The organism is Pseudoalteromonas sp. NZS100_1 (assembly GCF_015864285.1).
Taxonomy (GTDB): Bacteria; Pseudomonadota; Gammaproteobacteria; order Enterobacterales; family Alteromonadaceae; genus Pseudoalteromonas; species Pseudoalteromonas arctica.
In genome coordinates, this window is sequence record NZ_JADYXN010000031.1 from 24,694 (window position 1) to 41,070 (window position 16,377).

General features: G+C 37.6%; 13 protein-coding genes and 2 pseudogenes. 10 read left to right on the forward strand and 5 right to left on the reverse strand.

Annotated features, from left to right (window positions below; all coding sequences use genetic code 11):
* Positions 1-755: 755 nt before the first annotated feature.
* A pseudogene (gene cysZ / locus I6F66_RS17240) lies at positions 756-1,143 on the reverse strand (sulfate transporter CysZ); the annotation flags it as partial.
* A 159-nt stretch (positions 1,144-1,302) separates the two neighbouring features.
* A pseudogene (locus I6F66_RS22605) lies at positions 1,303-1,576 on the reverse strand (EI24 domain-containing protein); the annotation flags it as partial.
* A gap of 292 nt (positions 1,577-1,868) precedes the next feature.
* Here I6F66_RS22605 and I6F66_RS17245 point away from each other — a divergent pair.
* The 7 genes from I6F66_RS17245 to speB all read left to right on the forward strand — a co-directional run bounded on the left by I6F66_RS17245 (position 1,869) and on the right by speB (position 10,236).
* The gene (locus tag I6F66_RS17245) at positions 1,869-4,133 is read left to right on the forward strand and encodes an EAL domain-containing protein (RefSeq protein WP_197119609.1); all 2,265 of its coding nucleotides are present in this window, start codon (positions 1,869-1,871) and stop codon (positions 4,131-4,133) included.
* A 187-nt stretch (positions 4,134-4,320) separates the two neighbouring features.
* Positions 4,321-4,782 carry a GNAT family N-acetyltransferase gene (locus tag I6F66_RS17250; RefSeq protein WP_165728892.1) on the forward strand — a complete coding sequence of 154 codons (462 nt, stop codon included), beginning with the start codon at positions 4,321-4,323 and terminating at the stop codon, positions 4,780-4,782.
* 244 nt (positions 4,783-5,026) lie between these two features.
* Positions 5,027-5,896, forward strand: coding sequence for an MYG1 family protein (locus tag I6F66_RS17255; RefSeq protein WP_197209510.1), 870 nt, complete (start codon positions 5,027-5,029; stop codon positions 5,894-5,896).
* A 106-nt stretch (positions 5,897-6,002) separates the two neighbouring features.
* On the forward strand, positions 6,003-6,470 hold the full coding sequence (locus I6F66_RS17260) for a hypothetical protein (RefSeq protein WP_165741858.1): 468 nt from the start codon (positions 6,003-6,005) through the stop codon (positions 6,468-6,470).
* Between the two features lie 21 nt (positions 6,471-6,491).
* On the forward strand, positions 6,492-6,722 hold the full coding sequence (locus I6F66_RS17265) for a hypothetical protein (protein WP_197209511.1): 231 nt from the start codon (positions 6,492-6,494) through the stop codon (positions 6,720-6,722).
* A 673-nt stretch (positions 6,723-7,395) separates the two neighbouring features.
* Entirely contained in the window at positions 7,396-9,309 is a 1,914-nt protein-coding gene (gene speA, locus I6F66_RS17270) for a biosynthetic arginine decarboxylase (protein WP_197209512.1), read from the forward strand.
* A gap of 3 nt (positions 9,310-9,312) precedes the next feature.
* Positions 9,313-10,236 carry an agmatinase gene (speB, locus tag I6F66_RS17275; RefSeq protein WP_197209513.1) on the forward strand — a complete coding sequence of 308 codons (924 nt, stop codon included), beginning with the start codon at positions 9,313-9,315 and terminating at the stop codon, positions 10,234-10,236.
* A 55-nt stretch (positions 10,237-10,291) separates the two neighbouring features.
* Here speB and I6F66_RS17280 read toward each other — a convergent pair whose 3' ends face one another.
* The 3 genes from I6F66_RS17280 to I6F66_RS17290 are packed head-to-tail and all read right to left on the reverse strand — an operon-like array spanning position 10,292 to position 12,818.
* Positions 10,292-10,690: a DoxX-like family protein gene (locus I6F66_RS17280; RefSeq protein ID WP_165728888.1), complete on the reverse strand. Its 399-nt coding sequence runs from the start codon at positions 10,688-10,690 to the stop codon at positions 10,292-10,294.
* Complete coding sequence (locus tag I6F66_RS17285) at positions 10,677-11,699, reverse strand: M48 family metallopeptidase (RefSeq protein ID WP_165741354.1); 1,023 nt, start codon at positions 11,697-11,699, stop codon at positions 10,677-10,679. Before I6F66_RS17285 ends, I6F66_RS17280 begins: the two co-directional genes overlap by 14 nt.
* Positions 11,700-11,708: 9 nt before the next feature.
* The gene (locus I6F66_RS17290; RefSeq protein ID WP_197209514.1) at positions 11,709-12,818 is read right to left on the reverse strand and encodes a YjgN family protein; all 1,110 of its coding nucleotides are present in this window, start codon (positions 12,816-12,818) and stop codon (positions 11,709-11,711) included.
* 394 nt (positions 12,819-13,212) lie between these two features.
* Between I6F66_RS17290 and I6F66_RS17295 the strand changes: the two genes are divergently transcribed.
* Genes I6F66_RS17295 through I6F66_RS17305 form a run of 3 tightly spaced genes read left to right on the forward strand, consistent with a single transcriptional unit; the run spans position 13,213 to position 16,329 of the window.
* Entirely contained in the window at positions 13,213-13,416 is a 204-nt protein-coding gene (locus tag I6F66_RS17295; protein ID WP_008171772.1) for a DUF1656 domain-containing protein, read from the forward strand.
* A 5-nt stretch (positions 13,417-13,421) separates the two neighbouring features.
* Complete coding sequence (locus tag I6F66_RS17300) at positions 13,422-14,282, forward strand: HlyD family secretion protein (protein WP_007584004.1); 861 nt, start codon at positions 13,422-13,424, stop codon at positions 14,280-14,282.
* A gap of 10 nt (positions 14,283-14,292) precedes the next feature.
* Entirely contained in the window at positions 14,293-16,329 is a 2,037-nt protein-coding gene (locus I6F66_RS17305) for an FUSC family protein (protein WP_197209515.1), read from the forward strand.
* Positions 16,330-16,377 lie beyond the last annotated feature (48 nt).

Sequence of the window (16,377 nt, forward strand, 5' to 3'; positions counted from 1 at the left end):
TTAAAGCTAAATAAAGGATTGATTGCCCAACGTGAGGTAATCAATCTTATTTATAGATTAGCGCCCCCTGCATCGAGTCTAGAGTGGTCGGGGTTTTCTACCAAGACCCCCATACCGAGATAATTTATTTTTAGCCAAATATCTTCGTCAATTCCGATCCCATGATTAACTGAGTAATTTTTGTTTTTTTCAATTTTTCAGCGCTAATCATATAACTGTTATCACTTTTAAGTGAGGTAGTTATACCAACCTGCATAAATATTTGATCAATTTAACGAATTAAATTGCACTATAACGTTGTTAAAAAATTTTTATTTAGAATAACTAGATACAAAAATTTTTGCCTAGTCCTAGCGTAATTTTCTTAACGTTAAATAGACCCCGTATATAAGCAGATTGGTATTAAATCGACCCTTGAACTACAAATAATGGTTAACGCTTGCTTGTCATCAGAGGTTATTAAGTTGGTTACACCGCGGCTATAGCTAGGGTAACGTCTACCTAAAACGCCCGTATAAAGTAATGCTAATACGACTAATCTGTATGTTCTTTTTATTATTTAGTGTACTTAATAGCGATAAGCCTAGCCCTAGAAGCAAAATAGGGGCGGGTATAAAAGCAGGATTAATCAATACTAAAATTGGCGTAGCAATAACCCCTAAGCCAAAACCAAGTAAACTTTGCAGTGCAGCAGCACCAGCAATAAGGGTTAAAGCAAGGATTAAAATTAAAGGCTCGGTGAGCATAATCACACAGCAAATAGGCATAACGATTAAGTTTATAAATGGTATAGCGGTTAATAACATAACAGCAAAACCAAATCCGTACGATACACCTTGCTTAGCTTTTAAATCGTCTTTCATCTGCTTAAAGTCAATTTTATGGTTATCAAACGCATAGTCTTCGTATTGCACCGCACACATCCAACACGTAAATAAACCCCATAATACTTGACTAATAAAACCCAAAGTAATATAAAAAATCCAATAGTGCATAGAGGGTAGTAGCACAGCTTTGTACACTCACGGGCAAGCATTCCAGGTACATCTTTAACTAATTCAGAAAAGCCATATCGCTAATTTTTTGGCCCGTTAAATAAAGCTCAACTTTTTCGCTTAATAAAGCATTGAATGGGGCTGTAATACCAACCTGCATAAATCTTTGATCAATTTAACGAATCAAATTGCACTACAACGTCGTTAAAAATTTTTTATTTAGAACAACTAGATACAAAAATTTTTGCCTAGTTCTAGCGTAATTTTCTTAACGTTAAATAGACCCCATATATAAGCAGATTGGTATAATAAAATTAGTGATTATAGTAAATAGCATGCTGTAGCCAAATAATACGACCAAACTGCGATTGGCCACATTAACCACTCAAGCCAGCTTAACCACTCGGGTAGTATATTATTTATGCATCTAAAACAGTCGCTTAACCAGAAAAATAAAAAACAACGAGCTACCAAATACTAAAACATTAACTAAAAGCGGGATGAGTACAAAACGCTTTAACCCTTTTTGGCTAATTAATTTAAATCCCGAAAAAATATTCCATACCTTGTATGATCTGCACAGCTACCTCAAAAAATATTTTCCATTTGCACTTGTATAAATAGCTGAGTAATTTTAAACAGTATTTTTAGGTAACAAAGTGTTAGCTTTAATGTTGCTATTTTGGTTATATGGTAACTACAGATGTTTAGTAATATGCAATTATGATTGATCAAAATAGGCCAGATTAGTTTTTTATTAGTAAAATAATAACCTACTAATCATGACTATACTGAACTTTACTACATAGTAAAAAAGCATCTGCTTGAGGCTTTTGTTGTATCAATATGTATAAATAATGCGAGCAAGTGAAAATGGGTACGGACAGGTTAAAAAAGTTATTATCTCACCAGCAAGGCATTTTATCTAAAATTGCATTAGGGGCACCTTTAAATGAGGTGCTTACTGAAATTTGTTTATCGATAGAAAAAATTATGGATGATGAATCTGCTAGGTGTTCCATTTTATCAGCTAAAGGCGAGCAGCTTTTTCATTGTGCAGCCCCTAATATTCATCCAGAGTACTGTGGTTTGCTTAATGGAGTTTACATAGGGCCAAAAGTGGGTTCATGTGGTACTGCTGCATTTTCGAAATCGCGCATAATTGTAGAAAATATTGAAACTTCACCACTGTGGGTGGATTTTAAAGACTTAGCGTTAAAGTTTGATCTTAAGTCATGTTGGTCAACGCCTATTATGTCAACTCAAGCTGATTTGTTAGGCACCTTTGCTATCTATCACAGCAGCCCTAAAGCCCCATCAGAGCAAGAGTTAGAATTAATAGATTTTTTTGTACACTTTTCAAGTATTGCTCTTGAGAAAAGTAACGAATTTGAGAAGGCAAAACAGCTTGTCGCTAATTTACAGCACAGTAATGAAAAATTTAAAGCCTTTACCAAAGTAATGCCCGATCTCATCCTCATTTTAAGTGAAGACGGCATATATACCGATGTTTATGGTACTTCTAATGAGTTACTGCTTGATTCGACCATGGATATTATTGGTCAAAATGTTAAAGACTTACTTCCTCAAAAAGATGCGCAAATGATAATGGCAGTCATTGCAAAAACGTTGTCGACTAACGATATGCAAATATTTGAATATGAATTAAATGTCCCGAAGGGGAGTATAGTTTTTGAAGGACGAGCCGCTGCTTTAGATCATTACCATCCTGAGAACCCGACAAAACGGCATATTGTATGGATGGCCAGGGATATTTCAATAAGGAAAAAAGCAGAGCAAGAAGTTCATAAGCTTGCATTTTATGACCCACTCACCAATTTGCCAAATAGAAGAATGCTTAGCGATAGGTTAAATACGTGCGTAGAGAGCATCAAAAGTATAAAAAATATTGGAGCTTTATTATTTTTAGACCTAGATAACTTTAAGCGTATTAATGATTCGTTGGGGCACAGTGCTGGAGACGAAGTGCTTGTAGAGCTATCAAAAAGATTAAACGCCATAATCAAAAGCTCAGACACGTTAGCTAGAGCCGGTGGCGATGAGTTTATTATTTTACTTGAAGACATAGGTGAAAATACAAAGCAGGCAATTTATGAATGCGAATCCGTGGCAAAAAAAATCCAGAGCGTGTTTCATGATAATTTTGAAGTCGGCGAACTTGCCTTTCAAGTAAGTTGCAGCATAGGTATTTGCCTAATTGACAGCGTAAACGCACAAACTGACAATATATTAAAGTTTGCCGACACTGCTATGTATCGCTCTAAAAAGAAAGGCGGAAACAGCAGTAGCTTTTACGATCCAGCGTCGCAAACACTGCTTGAAAAGCAAACCGAGCTTGAAACCGACATTGTTAGAGCTATTGCTTCTGATGAGTTTTGTGCTTATTTTCAGCCACAAGTTAATACTTGCGGAGATATTATTGGAGCTGAAGCGCTAATTAGATGGAACCATCCGCAAAGAGGCCTTATAGCGCCAAATGAATTTATACCTATAGCTGAGCAGTACGGACTTATACAAAAACTACAAAATGTAGTATTACGCGATATATGTATTTTAATTAATGAACTTAAAGAAGCCAGCGCTATTGACGATTCGTTCTGTGTTTCAATTAATATTAGCCAAAGTCAGTTTAATTCATCAAATTTAAAAAAGGAGCTGTTTAGTACTATAAGCGAGTTTGATATTCGAGCTTCACAAATTAAGTTAGAAATAACCGAGTCAATGCTCTCAAGTGATGTAGAGTATACAATTAAACAAATGAAAGAGCTTATTGCTGCGGGTTTTATATTTTCTATTGATGATTTTGGAACTGGGTATTCTTGCTTAGCTTACTTAAGTGCGTTTCCCGTTAAAGAATTAAAAATAGATAAAAGTTTTATAGATAAAATTTTAGACAATGATATTGGTTTTAATATCGCGCAAACAATTATTAGCTTAGGGAAAAGCTTAAATTTGGCCGTTGTTGCAGAAGGTGTAGAAACCGCTGAGCAATATGATTTACTTAAAAAAATGAACATTGATTCGATGCAAGGTTATTTAATCGCAAAACCAATGGATAAGGAGCGCTATTTAAAATGGCATAACGCTAAAAATAAGCCTCACGATCTCATTACTTAAAGCTCAACGCAATTTAATAGCAATAATCTAACTACTCATTTTGGTACTGGATTATTTATTGCTCTTAGTGATGAAATTTCACAATGCGGGCTCCCCTAAAGATTTTTTTGTTAAACAGTGCTAAGCTACGTCCGCTTAAATATATTATTTAAAGCTTAATAAACTTATAACAATGAATGGAAGCTTTATGCAGTTAGTTGATTTGAATCCAAGTGATCCCGATGTAGTTAACGTATTTGACGATATAGACCGACTTATAAATTCGTTGTACCCTGTTGCAACAGCTCAGTCTCTTGAGTTAGACGAATTAACCTCACCTAATGTATATGCTATTGGTTTAAAAACCGAAGAGGGAATTATTGCCTGCGGTGCGATTGTCGAGAAATTTGATACTCAACCTTATGGCGAAATAAGACGTTTATACGTTAAACCAAGCCATCGTGGTAAAGGGCTATCGAGACGTATTATGCAAATTTTATTGCATCAAGCTGGTGAAAAGCAAATCCCGTTAATACGTTTAGAGACAGGCCCAAAGCAAATAAAATCGATCAGTTTATATGAAAATTTAGGCTTTAAACGTTGTGGCAGCTTTGGCTCATATGTCGATAATCCACAAAGTGTATTTATGGAGTTAGGGCTTAGCCAATAAGTTAACTAGCTCTGCGGCATGTTAAAGTTTAATGTGTCGTAAATATCCTTCCCTACAATCACCCATTATTACCTTGCAATAAACGCTATTCTTAAAACTAATCACTATGAAAACTCCTTTTATAGATAAGCAAAAAATACTTCACTGTTTTTAACACCTGTCTTCGTATAAAATCTGTCTCGATAATTAGTAATTAACTTACAAAGCGAGAATTTTTATCTTTTCTAATAGTAGCGATAAACCAATGAGCGAAATAACAGTAGTAACCCACAATGGTAATTTTCATGCAGACGACGTTTTTAGTATTGCGGTACTTAAACATATTTTGCCAGCGTTTAAGCTTGTTCGTACTCGCGATAAAGCGCTTATAGAAAGTGCTGATATTGTTGTTGATGTAGGCGGCGAATATAACCCAGATACAGGTCGATTTGATCATCATCAACGCGGTGGTGCGGGTGAGCGTGAAAATGGCACTCCTTATTCATCATTTGGTTTAATTTGGAAAAAGTACGGTTTAACGCTTTGTAATGATAATCAAGCAGTGGCAGATAGAGTTGACTCTGGTTTAGTATCGACTATTGATGCCATTGACTGCGGTTACGTAAAAGGTGTGGTTGAGGGCATAACGCTTAGTCAAACAATTTCAATGTTTAACCCTACATGGGAAGAAGAAAGTAACTTTGATACCTGTTTTGATGAAGCTGTTGAATTTGCAGCGCGTATGCTCGTTCGTTTTATCGCTTCAGCTCACGGTAGTGTTAATGCAAAAGAAATTGTTGCCAAAGCAATTGAAAATGCAGACGATGCCAGAGTAATCGTGCTTGAAAAGTACACACCGTGGAAAAAAACAGTCCATATTTTATCAAGTGACGCACTATACATGGTTTATCCGTCTCACTCAGGGCAGTGGATATTACAAACGGTGCCTGTTGAGCCTGGGTCGTTTGAAGATAAAAAATCGCTTCCTAAAGCGTGGTCTGGCTTATCTGATCAAGCGTTTGTAGATGAAACAGGTATTGATGATGCCGTGTTCTGTCACAATGGTTTATTTATAGCGGGTACTAAATCGTTTGAAAGCACAATGAAGCTTGCCACAATGGCGCTTGCTGAATAAGAGCTAAAAATAATACCTAAATAAAATTTTGAGATAGATACTTGCTTGTAAAATGATTAATTACGGTAGTATCTATTCTCAATTTTATGTTTGTAAAGGGAATTGGATGGAAATAGAATCTGCATTGAAAGAAATACGAATGGTTTTAAAAAGCCATATTACCGAGCTTACTGCTGCGTTTGAATCCATCTATAAAATGGGTATACCCGATGAGGCAGATAAAATTGTAATCTGGATCCCTCTGGGTAGTCCTTACAACCTGTCGTTTACTTACATGACAAATGATGCAAATGAAATTTATAAACCAGGAATGGATTTTGGCGCACTTGCTGTTCTAGATGAACCTTTAGAAAGCTTGATTGACAACTACATGGATTCTGAATTTTACAAAGATATATCAAGAGCTACAGATATTGAAGTTGCATCGTGGTTATATACAGCACTAGAGTCATCATCGTTTAAAGGCGTTAGCTTACATAAGGCTATGGCAATTAATAATGTGTGTGCATATTTTGATTTGAAAACGTTAACTTTAATAGACGATTCAGATATGTGGTCGGAATATCAATCTTAAGCAATAGAGTTAATTAATATTATGCCAAAGCTTACTCATAATGAAATCACGCATGAGCTTCCTGAAAGCCGATTTTTTGAAGATATGTTTGGGGTAGACTACCCAGGCTATCTCCCATATTGGCTTGCCTATATGAACCCAAAAGAGAGGCAAGCATACCTCCTAGCGACAAAATCTGAGTATATGGATATAGTTGATGAAATGTATAACGAAAGTTTTAATTGGCAAGAATGGCTACCTTATCCCTTTTAAAACGTTACAAAATCCCGCACGCTAATTATCTATTTACTGTAATAAGATGCTCTAAAGTTTTAATTTGAATACCTAACTAGCGCTTTTTTCAAATAAGGAAAAAGATGAACATTTCATGTCTTGTGATTATTTTTGCATGTATAGCAGCTAGCTATCTTTTTTTTGCGTTTTTTATTTATAGGCTACCAAAACCCCAGCAGCAAAAATGTATTGAAGGTGAAATTGTATTTATTTTTATTGATATGAATACTCACTATAAGTATTGATGAACGGTTATGTTTTTTTAGATTTACGTTGAACGTTTTAGGGGGACAAATTTACCCATATATTAAAAAAATATATATGTATTACTTAACCACAATAAACTGGCTGAACAGCCAGAAATATCGGGCGAAGAGGTTGCACGTCCTTAATTTACTCGGGCAGCTCATTTTTGCTAATAAAATTTATAATAAGTGATTTTAAAATTGTCACTTTTACAACTTTCCTTATCTTTAATAGTCATCAACGCCATATTTTATATACGCTAGAGAGCAATACGTGATTGGTCGTTTTATCAATATTAAAAATCACTCGTTACGAGTAAAAATACTTGTTGGACTTGAATGTCTATTTTTCTTTTAATGCGCGGCACTAGCCGAGTCGGCATTCATCAAATAAAAGAGAAAGATAAATGAAAGAAACAACATCACTAGAACAAGCTCGTACGAGCTACAATGTTCGTCATTGGAGCCAAGGTTTTTTTGGTATTAATGATCAAGGTGATGTGTATGTGGCGCCAAAGGCACATGCCCCAGAGCAAACCATTGCATTAACAGATATCGCAAAACAACTACAAGATAAAGGTTTAAGCTTACCGGCTTTAGTTCGTTTTCCGCAAATATTACACCATCGTGTACACAGCTTATGCGGCGCATTTAATACTGCGATTGAAAACTACGGTTACCCTAAAGACTACCTATTAGTTTACCCAATAAAAGTAAACCAACAACGTGAAGTAGTTGAAGAAATAGTAGCAAGCCAAGCACAAGTAGAAAAAAAGCAACTTGGTTTAGAAGCAGGCAGCAAGCCTGAACTACTCACAGTATTAGCACTGGCTGAAAAAACCAGCGCCGTTATTGTATGTAATGGCTACAAAGATAAAGAATACGTACGTTTAGCACTGATTGGCGAAAAGCTAGGTCATAAAGTGTATATCGTACTTGAAAAGCTTTCTGAGCTAGACATGGTACTTAGCCAAGCAAAAGAGCTTAACGTAAAACCACGCATTGGCATTCGCGTACGTTTAGCGTCGCAAGGTAAAGGTAAATGGCAAGCAAGTGGCGGCGAAAAGTCAAAATTTGGTTTATCTGCATCGCAAGTTTTACATGTAGTAAATCGTTTAAAAGATGCAGGCCAGCTTGATTTATTACAGCTAGTACATTTTCACTTAGGGTCGCAAATGGCGAACATTCGTGACGTACGTTTAGGTGTAAGCGAAGCTGCGCGCTTTTACTGTGAGTTACGCAAACTAGGCGCAGAAATTGATTGCCTTGATGTAGGTGGCGGTTTAGCGGTTGATTACGACGGCACACGTAGCCAGTCTCATAACTCTATGAATTACAGTTTGGCTGAGTATGCAAATAACATTGTGTACACCATTGGTGATACATGTAAGCAATATGAGCAACCAATGCCGACTATTATTTCTGAGTCGGGTCGTGCGCTTACGGCGCATCATGCTGTGCTTATTTCTAATGTTATTGGTACTGAGAGCTACACGCCAGAGGATTTAATCGCGCCAGCAGCAGATGCGCCACTTTTATTAAAAAATATGTGGGCGTCGTTTGTTCAGTTAACTGATTTAACAGATGACCGTGCATTAATTGAAATTTATCACGACAGCCAAGGCGATTTAGCTGAAGCGCATAACCAGTTTGCACTAGGTTTACTCGATTTATCGCAGCGTGCATGGGCTGAGCAAATTAATATCCGTATTTGTTACGAACTTAACAAGCATATGGATAATAAAAACCGTTTTCATCGTCCTATTATTGACGAGTTAAACGTACGTTTAGCCGATAAGTTTTTTGTAAACTTTTCGTTATTTCAATCGCTTCCAGATGCATGGGGTATTGATCAGGTGTTTCCAGTATTGCCATTAAGTGGCTTAACTGAAGCGCCAAAAAAACGCGCGGTATTACTTGATATAACCTGTGATTCAGACGGTGCACTTGAGCATTACGTAGATGGGCAAGGCATTGAAAGTACATTACCAGTACCAGAGTTTAGTGCTGATAAACCATACTTAATGGGCTTTTTCTTGGTGGGTGCTTATCAAGAAATTTTAGGTGATATGCATAACTTATTTGGCGATACGCACAGCGCGATTGTTAATATGGATGAGCAAGGCGTTGCAAGTATTACCGAAATAAACCAAGGCGATACAGTTGCCGATATGATGCGCTATGTACATTTAGATGTTGAAAGTTTTCAGCAATCATACGAGCAGTTAGTAAGCACTAAAATTGAAAAACACGAACAGCAAAGCGTTTTAGACGAGTTGCAAAGCGGCCTTGATGGCTACACTTATTTAGAAGAGTTATAAGCAATGTCGACTTTGTTTGGTCACGCAGATCACTCATTGTACTCAAATGGGATGACGTTTTTGCGTCGTCCTATGGTGCAAAATATTAATGCAATTGATGCAGACGTAGTCGTTTTAGGCTTACCGTTTGATTTAGCGACATCGGGTCGCCCTGGTGCACGTTTAGGTCCGGATGCGATTCGTCGTGCGTCGGTTCATTTAGCATGGGAAGACACTAAGTACCCGTGGACGTTCCCGTTATTTGAGCGTTTAAAAGTGGCAGACGCAGGGGACTTTACTTACCCTGTTGGCGATCCTGAGTATTTCACTGCGCAACTAGAAATGGCTGCTGAGCAAATACTTCGTCAAGGTAAAACATTATTAGGTTTAGGGGGCGATCACTTTGTGACACTTCCACTATTGCGTGCTCACGCAAAAGTACATGGCAAAATGGCGCTGGTACATTTTGATGCGCATACTGATACCTATAGTAATGGCTCGCGATTTGATCACGGCACTATGTTTTATCATGCGCCAATGGAAGGGCTGATAGATGTTGAACGCAGTATACAAATAGGCATCCGTACCGACTTTGATCAAAGTAAACACGAGTTTGCAGTGATTGATGCAATGCAAGCTAACGATTTACATGCAAATGATATTGCAGCGCAAATACTTGAGCGAGTAGGTGACCTACCTGTTTATTTAACATTTGATATAGATTGTTTAGACCCTGCGTTTGCGCCTGGTACAGGCACTCCTGTGTGTGGTGGTTTAACGTCAGATAAAGTACTTAAAATACTGCGCGCGCTAAAAGGCATAAATATGGTAGGTATGGATGTGGTAGAAGTATCACCTTCGTATGACCAAAGCGAGCTTACCGCTATCGCCGCAGCAACCATTGCGAGCGAATTACTGCATTTGTGGACGCATAAAAATAAGTACTAATTTTACAAATTAAATACTACAAAAAAGGGTATGCGCTTGCATACCCTTTTTTTACTTAGAGGTATCGATTATTCAGCAGCTTAATTTCCTTTAACCAAATAACGCTTAGCCCAATAAGAGGCAGGTTAGTAGTTACAGGGTTAAATGCTTCAATAAGCAATTGTTGCTGCACTGCAACTACAGCGAGTAGAAGGCCAATTAATGCTAAAATATTTAAAATTACTAAGTGTTTATTTTTATAAAACACAAATAAACACAATCCAAATATAATTTCGCCAAAACCCGCCGAACGTGTAATTAAGTCAGACACTTCTGCTGAAAAACCAGCACTGCCAGTCATTAATTTTTCAAGTGGTGCAATATGATAAAGCTTTGGAAAAAAGCCATGATATATCCAACTTAAACTCACTATGTAACGAGCAAGTTGAATATAACCGCGATTATTTCCTAGCATTATTAATACGCTCTTGTGCACTTGGGTGGCTAGATAAATACTCTAAAAAGTCATTTACTTTTTCGAGGTGCTCGTTTTCGCTGGTATGGCTTTCTTGCAGCGCTTCTATTGCATCAGCAAAATCATTACTCGAATACCCAAGCGACTCTAATTGAATGAGTGCAAAGGTATCTGCCTCGCGTTCCATATCTCGTGAAAACCCTTGCTGAGCAAACGATGCACCCGTACCTAATGCAACCTCTGCAACCCCTTCTAAATCACCAAATACAACCGCTAGCACAATCGTACTTGCGGCAGATTGTGCTGTAATACGTACGCTATGCTGGTGGACTACATGGCCCATCTCGTGTAGCAATACCGCTTTTAGTGCATTGGGTTTATCGGCAAGTAAATTTGCTAAATCATCTGTGACCACGATACGACCATGGGGTAGTGCAAACGCGTTAGCACCAAAGCTGTCTGATTTATAAAACGATAATCTATAAACCGATTGATCAAGCGATAACGCATTAAGCATACTTGTAAAATGCGCTTGTACTTTAGCTTGTTGCTCTGCGGGCAGCTCGCTTGGGTCAAGCGCAATCTTTTTAATTAGTGTAAAGCTTTGCTCCCCCATTTGTTCCACAACATTTCGTGGCAAGGTATCAACACTGTAAACAGCAATGGCCGGTACCGCTTTATAAAGTACTAACCACATAAAAAGCGGTGTAAATATGACTGCAGCTAAAATTGCCCATTTACTTTTTTCAAGGCGCTCCATTATGTGATGGTTATTTTCTTTAAATGGCCATCTGTAACTTACATCTTGAGGAATAAAACGACTGCCATCTTCAAAGTTTAGTTCGTCGGCAAGTCCTGCCATCCCCGAACTTAATTTTAGACTTGAGATTGCGTGGCGAGCTATAACGTGTTCATCGTTGATAACTTCAATGTGTGTGTCGCTAATAGTTGCAACACACACTTGATAGTTACTCGATGCGATGGGGAAAAAATGTCCCTTTACATGCATAGTGAGCTCTTAAGTTAGAGAAAGGTCAATATCAAATACGTTTGCAGCTTCCTCAGCAAATGATGATTGCTGTTCTTGCGCGGTATCAATTAGGTTTAATGCACCAGGATAAATAGTGACGTTAGTTACATCAGCGAGCATTTTTGATGTACGTACTTTTGTCCATGGGTATGCAAGGCCTAAAGAAAATACAATAGCCAACATATTAGTTAATAGTAAAACAGCGAAAGGAATTGGTTTTAGCTCTGATTTAAATGTAGCAACGCCTTCAAAATAGCTGTTATCAAAAATGTGATTTCTAATAGCGGCGTGCCATACAGCAGAAACAATGGCAATCATTAGCACATAGGCAATCATCATAAAGATAGGAAGCATAACCATAGCTGCAGAGTTTTCTAAATTTTGTTGATTTTCAATATCTACTAAGTTGAGGCCAAATAATCCTAAAATCCCCATAAATACCATCATGGTGATAGAGCTCACTACAAAGCAAATAAGCGCTGTTAAGTAATAGGTTTCGCCTTTTAGATTTACAGTAAGCGGTTTGTCGCCATAACTAATATTGCTATGGATATAGCTATCAATACGTTTTATAACGTAAGGCATTAATAAATAAAGCGTAAATATGCTGGCAATAGGTAAAAGTATAAAGTTAACAAAGGCTTCGCCATAGCTGCCTTTAAAAGCAAAGCGAACATTACGATGGCGGGTCATACGCAGATTAAAACGTAAACCTTGGTTAATAATCCATGGCATTAAAAAGATAAAACCAAGAGCAATAAACAGGCCTAAAATAGGCATAAAGCTAATAGAGAATGTATAAATAAAAAATACAATAACCGCTAAAATCCGACCTTTTAAAATTTGTATTGGCGTTGCTAGGTAGTCAAAACTATGACCATCTATGCGGGTGTGGCCGTAAAAATAGCGATGCGTACGTACTTTAGCCCACGCTGAGTATATGCCAAGCGTAATAACGCTAAGTAATATATTTACAATCCAAATTCCAAAAAACTCACCGCCTTTACCACTAAACTGCACTTTTCCGCTAAAAATTGGTTCAGCAGGCTCATTTATTGGTGGGGTTGTTTCAGATGGGGTAGGGTGTATTGATTCCATTAAAATTATATCCATGTTGTTTTTTTGTTAATTTACCCATTTTTAGTGCAAAATTCAATGTTTATAATTATCTCACCCTTCTGTAAACAGCTATAAATAGGCGTTTTAAGTATTGAGTTAAATACCCTAATACTTTTTTATAAATAAACCTCGCTGGTTTTATTTATTTGGCTGGTAACTGGGAACTTTAGCTTTTTAATATGCGATTTAGCTACTATACATAGTTAATTCTGCTTAAATGTAATGGCATTAATTATGTATTAAGCACACCTACGTACAATTAAGCTAATTGATTTATATGCCAAAATAATAGATTGTAAGAGTAGTGAGGATGTAAATTTATTTAGGTTTTACAGCTTTTATCACCGCTTTAAATAACATTAGGATATTTATTATGTTTCAAGCAGTCGTGTTAGGGGGATTAGAGTTTAGCCCGCTGATTGTTTACTTCCCAATTGCGTTTATTTTAACAGCGCTGACTCGTTTTGCTTTGCATCGACTAGATTGGCATGACCGTATTTGGAAAGTGGCTTGGTTTGAAGTGTCACTATTTGTTTGTTACTTGGCACTGGCCGTCTATTTACTAAGTGGAAGATAAATTGAATGATTAAATATCTGCGTATTACTTTTACTATCTTGGTTGTTATAGCTGCGGTTTTTGCTGGGCGTTGGGTATGGACTGACTACATGCATACTCCTTGGACGCGCGACGGTCGCATTCGAGCAGACATAGTTACAGTTGCTCCAGACGTGTCGGGTTGGGTGACTGCTTTAAACATTAAAGATGGTCAAAACGTACAAAAAGGCGAAGTACTTTTTAATGTTGATCAAAAGCGTTACCAAGCAGCGCTTGATAAAAGTAAAGCCAATACAGAAAATACGCTATATACATGGGAGCTTGCTAAACATAAATACGAAAGACGTGTTGAGCTAAACACTCAACAGGCAATAAGTGAAGAAACGCTAGAATCAACACGTATCAATACTAAAATTGCTGAGGCAAATTATAACCTAGCTAAAACAGAGCAAACAATTGCGCAATTAAATGTTGATAGAACTAAAATTGTTGCGCCTGCATCGGGGCAAATAATTAATCTGAATTTACGCCAAGGTAACTATGTAGCTCAAGGCACACCTGTGTTTGCTATCGTGCAGTCAGATTCATTTTACGTAACGGGTTACTTTGAAGAGAGTAAAATACCGCTTATTTATCCTGATCAAAAAGCTAAAATAGCGCTTCTAAGCGGTGGTAAGCAATTAACGGGGCATGTAGTGAGTGTAGGTAAAGCAATTGCAAATACGAATACACAAAGTAACGGGCAGCTTTTACCACAAGTACAACAAACATTTAATTGGGTACGTTTATCGCAACGTATTCCTGTTGATATTAAGTTAGATTCATTGCCCGAAGATACACAGTTAAGCGCAGGAATGACCGCCACAATACATCTCGCTACACGTTAAGGGGAAGACAGTGGGCGTTGTATTACAAAATTTGTTTTTTCCTAAAAAACAGGCAATTATTTTTGCGACTAAGGGCGTTATAGCCATGGTAATGGCGCTTACTATTGCTATGTGGCTTAATCTTGAAAGACCTTATTGGGCGTTAGTCTCGGCTATATTTTTGCAATTACGCCCGCAAAGCGGATTGGTTATTGAAAAAGCAATTTGCCAAATAATAGGCACCATAGTGGGTGGTTTATTTGGCATATTGCTTTTAACTCAGTTAATTCTCTACCCTTATTTAGCGCTCGGTGCATTGGCATTATGGTTGGGGGTAAACTCTGCGTTATCGGCAATGGTACGCCAAGCAAACTTTGTTTATGCGTTTGCTATGGCAGGTGTAACAGCCGCTATTATTGTACTTTTAGTCATGGTTACTCCGGCAATGGTGAGCAGCCAAAGCATATTTGATATTGCACAAGCGCGCGTGAGTGAAATAGTAATAGGCTCAATATGTGCAGGCCTTGTGAGCCATTTGTTTTGGCCTGTAAAAGTTAAACACTTACTGCAAGTACAAGCGCGGTCGGTTATAAACCAAACGTTAGATTATTTAGTAACTGAGCTTGATTCTAAAGGCTCGCACGAAAATCGCCATCAGCAAATAGATGGCATTATGGCAACATTAGGATCAATAAACGAAGACTCCAGCGCAGTAAGGTACGAAGGGCCAAAAGGTCCAGGGCGCTCACGTGCTGCAAATCAATTGTCGCAAAAAGTACTTTCTTTACTGGCTTCAATTCAAATAATTGGTCGTCTGCAACGAAACCACGCAGACCTTATTACTCCCACATTAGACAAATTAATAAGTAAACTTAAACACGTATTCGCGCAAATTAAAGAATCTGACGATTTTGATTACTGCGCCGAACAAGTTAAAACGCTGCGTAAAGAGCTAACCGACTATAGAGCAAATACGGTGTGTGATTCGCCATTTGAATCTCACATGCTCAATGTGAGCTTAGAAGTGGCAGCGGACTTAACAATTTTACTACGGGCATACAGATCTTTAGAACAACGCGATAAAACATTATTAAATGCACCCAGTATGCTTACATATCGCGACCCATTAGCTGGCATTATTGTTGGATTTAGAACTGCTTTGGTGTTTTCTATCGGCGCATTTATTTGGATTAATACAGGTTCTTCAGCTGCATTATTAATTATGATATTACCGGTCATATTTTCGATAATGCTGTCGAGAATACCCTTGGCTATTTTACAGGTTGTAATTAAACGTTTATTGGCAGGTATAATTGTTGCTACTTTTGTAACTATTTTTTATGCGTTAAATTTACTGTCGCAAAGTGGTGGGCAATTAGAAATATTGTTGCTTGTATTAGCTGGTCCGTATTTTTTGGGTTTGCTGTTACTCGCTGCTCAACAAACGCTGCCATACGGCTTAGGGTTTTGTATTCCATTTACTATTTTGGTTAGACCCAGCACGGATATGAGCCTAGCTTTTTCAATTGATTATACACTCAGCTCTGCAATCGCGATTTTTGCTGGCGTGAGTATTTTATTTTGGATTTTTCAGTTATTTACAGGACCAAGTGTTCAGTTACTTGTTCATCGTGTTTTTAAGGCTACCTATAAAGATTTACTCGAAATAAATACCCATCAAACTCCGAGTATTTGGTACAACCGCCGCATGGCAGATAGGTTAATACGCTTAACTAATTACGATCAGGGCTCACACTCACGCGTTATTACAGACCTTGCATTAACAGCTTTAAACTTAGGGCACGCGTCGGTACGATTAAACTCAATTTGCGAAAATCTTGCTGGTGACACAAAGCTAAAATATTTAAATGAGTGGCAACGCACGTTGGCTGATGCATTTATGCTGGCTACCAAAGGTAAGTTTGATGAAAACTTTAAGCAAGCGTCTGATAATCTTTATAACGAATTAGCCGCATCTGTTGGTGATTCAAACCAATTAGAGGCAATAAAAGGGATGTTTATTCGCATTAATCTGACCTTTGAAAGAAGTGCGAGTAAGATAAATTAGCCCTATTCGCTGCTTTTCGAGTTCAGATGTTATGTTGATATCTGTTAT

Excerpts from the sequence above, each read along its gene's own strand:
- speB (WP_197209513.1), top strand. The coding sequence starts at position 9,313 with ATGTCGACTTTGTTTGGTCACGCAGATCACTCATTGTACTCAAATGGG.
- I6F66_RS17285 (WP_165741354.1), bottom strand. The coding sequence starts at position 11,699 with ATGCATGTAAAGGGACATTTTTTCCCCATCGCATCGAGTAACTATCAA.
- I6F66_RS17255 (WP_197209510.1), top strand. The coding sequence starts at position 5,027 with ATGAGCGAAATAACAGTAGTAACCCACAATGGTAATTTTCATGCAGAC.
- I6F66_RS17280 (WP_165728888.1), bottom strand. The coding sequence starts at position 10,690 with ATGCTAGGAAATAATCGCGGTTATATTCAACTTGCTCGTTACATAGTG.
- I6F66_RS17260 (WP_165741858.1), top strand. The coding sequence starts at position 6,003 with ATGGAAATAGAATCTGCATTGAAAGAAATACGAATGGTTTTAAAAAGC.
- I6F66_RS17290 (WP_197209514.1), bottom strand. The coding sequence starts at position 12,818 with ATGGAATCAATACACCCTACCCCATCTGAAACAACCCCACCAATAAAT.
- I6F66_RS17300 (WP_007584004.1), top strand. The coding sequence starts at position 13,422 with ATGATTAAATATCTGCGTATTACTTTTACTATCTTGGTTGTTATAGCT.
- I6F66_RS17245 (WP_197119609.1), top strand. The coding sequence starts at position 1,869 with ATGGGTACGGACAGGTTAAAAAAGTTATTATCTCACCAGCAAGGCATT.
- I6F66_RS17265 (WP_197209511.1), top strand. The coding sequence starts at position 6,492 with ATGCCAAAGCTTACTCATAATGAAATCACGCATGAGCTTCCTGAAAGC.
- I6F66_RS17295 (WP_008171772.1), top strand. The coding sequence starts at position 13,213 with ATGTTTCAAGCAGTCGTGTTAGGGGGATTAGAGTTTAGCCCGCTGATT.
- I6F66_RS17250 (WP_165728892.1), top strand. The coding sequence starts at position 4,321 with ATGCAGTTAGTTGATTTGAATCCAAGTGATCCCGATGTAGTTAACGTA.
- speA (WP_197209512.1), top strand. The coding sequence starts at position 7,396 with ATGAAAGAAACAACATCACTAGAACAAGCTCGTACGAGCTACAATGTT.